The sequence below is a fragment of the Streptomyces pseudogriseolus genome (assembly GCA_002154585.1).
GTDB lineage: Bacteria > Actinomycetota > Actinomycetes > Streptomycetales > Streptomycetaceae > Streptomyces > Streptomyces pseudogriseolus.
This window is the reverse complement of sequence record MUNG01000534.1, coordinates 1-5029: the sequence shown is the minus strand read 5'-3', so window position 1 is coordinate 5029 and position 5029 is coordinate 1. Positions and strand designations below refer to the sequence as shown.

Here is a 5029-nt window from a genome sequence, read left to right as displayed (position 1 = left end):
CTGCTGCCGGCGACCTGGCTGCGGCTGAGCACGGGCGACCGGCTGCGCACCGTCGCCGACGTGCCGCACACCGAGGTGGCCGTGGTGTTCGGCGCGGGCCTGTGGGACGGGGAGCCGTCGCCGTACCTCGCGCACCGGCTGGACGCGGCGGCGGAGCTGTACCGCGCGGGGCGGGTCCGGGTGGTGCTGGTCACCGGCGACAACAGCCGCGAGGACTACGACGAGCCGGACGCGATGCGCGCGTACCTGACCCGGCACGGGGTGCCGGACACGCGGATCGTCAGCGACTACGCGGGCTTCGACACCTGGGACTCCTGCGTCCGCGCCCGGAAGATCTTCGGGGTGGACCGCGCGGTGCTGATCAGCCAGGGCTTCCACATCCGCCGCGCGGTGGCCCTGTGCGAGGCGGCCGGGGTCACGTCGTACGGCGTCGGGGTGGACGACCGCCACGACGTCACCTGGTACTACGGGGGCGCCCGCGAGATCCTCGCGGCGGGCAAGGCGGCCCTGGACGCGGCGCTCCGCCCGGACCCGCACTTCCTGGGGCCGGAGGAGCCGGGGGTGCGCAGGGCCTTGGCGGACGCCGAGGATCCCGGCACGCCGGACTGACAGCTCCCGCGCGCATACCGGAGCATGCTTTTACCCATGGCGGATACGACGCGCATCACGGTGACCCTCCCGACGGAGCAGGTCGCCGAGCTCAAGAAGCTCACCGACAACGTCTCCGGCTATGTCGCCGAAGCCGTGGCTCGTCAGCTGCGGTACCAGATGCTCGGGGCGGATCTCCTGCGTCATCAGGAGGAGCACGGCGCCTTCACCGAGGAGGAACTGGCGGAGGCCCGCTCCCGGATCTTCGACGACACCGAGGCCGGCGGCTCGGCGAGCGCGGCGTGAGCGGGCACGTCGAGACGGTCGTCCTGGACGCCGAAGGGCTCTCCGCCTGGATCGCGCAGGACCGCAAGATCGCCGCGATGTTCCAGGTGTTCCACTCGGCGGGAGCCGACTTCGTCGTCGGAGCCAACACCATCGTCGAGGTGGGTCACGCACGGGTGAACACCGCCCGGATGCGGTGGGCGCTGTCCCGCGTCAGGGTCGAGCCGGTGACCGAGCAGGCGGCGAGAGCGGCTGCGGAGCTGCTCGAAGCGGCCGGCCTGCACGGGCACACGTACGCGATCGACGCGACGGTGGCCGAGACGGCGCTGCGCCAGCCGGGCCCCGTGGTCGTACTGACCTCCGACATCGACGACATGGCGCGGCTGTGCGGGGACCGTGTCCGGCTCGTCGGCATCCGAGGCAGGCGCGGCGGTCCCTCACCGGGGTCGTCCGGCGGCAGAGAGGTCGTCGTGTCCCGGGTGTAACAGCGGTCGGCGTGGTGCGTAACACCGGCACCGCAGCCTGGGCCGTATGCGAAACACCGTGACGTCCACGCACTGCCCCTACTGCGCGCTGCAGTGCGGCATGAACCTGACGCCGGCCGCCGACGGGCGGGGCGTCGAGGTGAGCGAGCGCGCGGACTTCCCGGTGAACCGGGGGGCGCTGTGCGTGAAGGGGCGGACCGCGCCGGCCGTGCTGTCCTCGGCGGTGCGGCTGACCTCGCCGCTGGTGCGGTCGGCGGCGGGCACGCTGGAGCCGGCCTCCTGGGAGGAGGCGCTGGACCGGATCGCCGAGGGGCTCGGCGGCGCTCGCGCGCACCACGGCGCGGACGCGGTCGGGGTGTTCGGCGGCGGCGGGCTCACCAACGAGAAGGCGTACGCGCTGGGGAAGTTCGCGCGGGTGGTGCTGGGCACCTCGCAGATCGACTACAACGGACGGTTCTGCATGTCGTCGGCCGCCGCGGCGGGCAACCTCGCGTTCGGGCTCGACCGGGGGCTGCCGTTCCCGCTGGAGGACATCCCCCGGACCGGCTGTGTGATCCTCGTCGGCTCCAACCCGGCCGAGACCATGCCCCCGGCGCTGCGCTACTTCACCGAGCTGAAGGAGAACGGCGGCACCCTGATCGTCGTCGACCCGCGCCGCACGCGCACCGCCGAGCAGGCCGACCTGCACCTCGCCCCGCGCCCCGGCACCGACCTCGCGCTGGCGCTGGGCCTGCTGCACCTGGTCGTCGCCGAGGGGCGCACCGACGAGGAGTACATCCGGGAGCGCACGACGGGCTGGGAGGACACCCGGGCGGCGGCGATGGCGCACTGGCCGGAGTACGTGGAGCGGATCACGGGCGTGCCCGTCCCTCAACTGCGCGAGGCGGTACGGCTGTTCTGCGCGCCGGAGCACGCGATGGTGCTCACCGCGCGGGGTCCGGAACAGCAGGCCAAGGGCACCGACACGGTGGGTGCCTGGATCAACCTGGCCCTGGCGACCGGCCGCCCCGGGCGCCCGCTGTCCGGGTACGGCTGTCTGACCGGGCAGGGCAACGGGCAGGGCGGGCGCGAACACGGCCAGAAGGCCGACCAGTTGCCCGGCTACCGCAAGCTGACCGACCCGGCCGCGCGGGCGCACGTCGCGGAGGTGTGGGGCGTCGCCCCGGACAGCCTGCCCGGGCCGGGCCGCAGCGCCTACGAACTGCTGGACGCGCTGGGCACGGACATCCGCGCGCTGCTGCTGATGGGCTCCAACCCGGTGGTGTCGGCGCCGCGCGCCGCGCACATCGAGGAGCGGATCCGCTCGCTGGACTTCCTCGCGGTGTGCGACGTGGTGCTGTCGGAGACGGCCGAACTCGCCGACGTCGTCCTGCCGGTGACGCAGTGGGCCGAGGAGACCGGCACCACCACCAACCTGGAGGGCAGGGTGCTGCTGCGCCGCCGGGCGGTCGCCCCGCCGCCGGACGTGCGCGGCGACCTGGAGGTGCTGCACGAGCTCGCGGCGCGGCTGGGCGGCGAGGGCAGCCCGGAGAAGCGTTTCCCGACCGACCCCGAGGAGGTCTTCGAGGAGCTGCGGCGGGCGAGCGCGGGCGGCCCGGCGGACTACTCGGGGATCACCTACCGGCGGCTGGCGGAGGAGAACGGGGTGTTCTGGCCGTGCCCCGCCCCCGTAGCGCCCGCCGAGTCCGCCGAGCCCGCCGAGCGCGCCGTCGCGGAGGTCCACCCCGGCACGCCTCGTCTCTTCCTCGACCGGTTCGCGACCGGGGACGGGCGGGCGCGGTTCGTGCCGGTGTCGCACCGGGCGGCCGCGGAGGAGCCCGACGAGGAGTACCCGGTGCTGCTCACCACCGGGCGGGTCGTGGCGCAGTACCAGTCCGGCGCCCAGACGCGGCGCGTGGACGAGCTGAACGCCGCCGCGCCCGGCCCGTTCGTGGAGCTGCACCCGCGGCTCGCGCAACGGATCGGCGCCGCCGAGGGCGACCCGGTGGCCGTGGTGTCCCGGCGCGGGCGGGCGGTGGCCCCGGCCCGGATCACCACGGCGATCCGCGCGGACACGGTGTTCATGCCGTTCCACTGGGCCGGTGAGGGACGCGCCAACACCCTCACCAACCCCGCGCTCGACCCGACGTCCCGGATGCCGGAGTTCAAGGCGTGCGCGGTACGCCTGGAGGCGGTACGCCCGTGAGCGCACCGCCTCTCGGACCGCCGGCGGGTCAGCCCACGCCCACCGCGCTCCAGGCCGCGGCGACCGCGTCGTACTCGGCGCCGCCCTCGCCGTAGAGGTCCGCCGCCGCCTTCAGCGTGGCGGTGCGGGCGCCGGCGTAGTCGGTCGACGAGGTCATGTGGACCGTCAGGGCCCGGTACCAGATCTTCCCGAGCTTGGCGCGGCCGATGCCGGTGACCGTGGAGCCGTCGCAGGTCGGGGAGTTGTGGGCGACGCCGCCCAGATTCTTCGCGCCGCTGCCCTCGGCGAGCAGGTAGGCGAAGTGGTTGGCGACGCCGGACGAGTAGTGGACGTCGAGGTCCTTGACGGAGGCGTCCCAGCAGTCCGCCGACAGTCCGTCCTTCGACGGCTCGTCCATGTACCGCAGGGCGTCCCGGCCGAAGCCGTCGCGGACGACCTCCTCGCCGATCAGCCAGTCGCCCGGGTCCTCGGGGTTGGCCGCGTGGAACTCCACCAGCGTGCCGAAGATGTCGGAGGTGGCCTCGTTGAGGCCGCCGGACTCGCCGGAGTGTCAGCCCGGCGGTCTTCGAGGTGACACCGTGGGTCATCTCGTGCCCGGCGACGTCCAGGGCGACCAGCGGCCCCATCCGGGTGCCGTCGCCGTCGCCGTAGGTCATGCANNCCGGCGGCCGTGCTCGTCCTCGTAGTAGTCCCAGGTGACGTTCGTGCCGTACTGGGCGTCCACGGCGACCGTGGCGCGGTCGGCGGTGGTGCCGGTGCCCCAGTGGTTGTCCGCGTCGGTGACGACGGGGGCGGGGGCGCGGACGACGCAGACGACGAGGACGCACAGGTCGGTGCCGTTGCCGGCGTCGCCGGTGTAGGTGCCGCCGCGGGTGGGGTCCTTCAGCTCGTACCCGGACGCGGTCCGCGTGGTCTCCAGGGGGACCGTGCCGCCGTAGAGGGACCTGCCGTCGCCGGTGGCGCTCTCCAGACGGTCCCAGGCGTCGATGCGGGCGCCGGTGTGCGCGTCGGTGAGGACGGTGCGGGCGACCGGGTTGCCGGCGGAGTCCTGGGCGGCGGCGTCGGTGCGCCAGGCGAGGCGCGGGGCGCCGTGCAGGGCGTCGACCACCAGCTGCGGGCGGGCGGTGAGCCGCTCGAGGGTCTCGCCGAGGTGGGCGGCGCGCAGCAGGTTCGCGGCGAGGCCGGCGGCGCGGGGCGCGGCGAGGCGCGGGGAGACGGTGGGCAGGTCGATCGCGGCGCGGGTGGCGCGGGTGACGTCGCGGTAGGACCCGTCGGGCGCGAGGTGCAGTACGAAGTCGCCGCCCAGGACGGGGAGTCCGCGGTAGGTGCGGTCGTAGCGGACGTGGCGGCTGCCGTCCGCGTCGACGGCGACGTCCCGGACCGTGGTGTCCTGGGCGGCGGTGAGGCCGAGGGCGTCGGCGCGGTCGGCCAGGACGGAGGCGGCGGCGTCGATCGTGGCGGCGCGGGTGGGGCGGTCGGCCGCGCC

3 protein-coding genes and 2 pseudogenes are annotated in these 5029 nt (G+C 74.7%); 4 read left to right on the top strand and 1 reads right to left on the bottom strand.

Features of this window, described 5'->3' with window-relative positions; genetic code table 11:
• The 4 genes and pseudogenes from CCN29_RS32305 to CCN29_RS32290 form a co-directional block, all read left to right on the top strand.
• Positions 1-609: SanA/YdcF family protein (locus CCN29_RS32305; RefSeq protein ID WP_442538615.1), on the top strand; the 609-nt coding region annotated here is incomplete at its 5' end.
• 36 nt (positions 610-645) lie between these two features.
• Complete coding sequence (locus CCN29_RS32300; protein WP_006129677.1) at positions 646-894, top strand: hypothetical protein; 249 nt, start codon at positions 646-648, stop codon at positions 892-894.
• Positions 891-1289 (top strand): annotated as a pseudogene (locus CCN29_RS32295) (DNA-binding protein); the annotation flags it as partial. The gene CCN29_RS32300 and the pseudogene CCN29_RS32295, both read left to right, overlap by 4 nt.
• Before the next feature lie 115 nt (positions 1290-1404).
• Positions 1405-3543 (top strand): molybdopterin oxidoreductase family protein, encoded by a 2139-nt coding sequence (locus CCN29_RS32290; protein WP_031018811.1) that lies wholly within the window; start codon positions 1405-1407, stop codon positions 3541-3543.
• Between the two features lie 28 nt (positions 3544-3571).
• Here CCN29_RS32290 and CCN29_RS32285 read toward each other — a convergent pair.
• Positions 3572-5029: pseudogene (locus tag CCN29_RS32285) on the bottom strand (M4 family metallopeptidase); the annotation flags it as partial.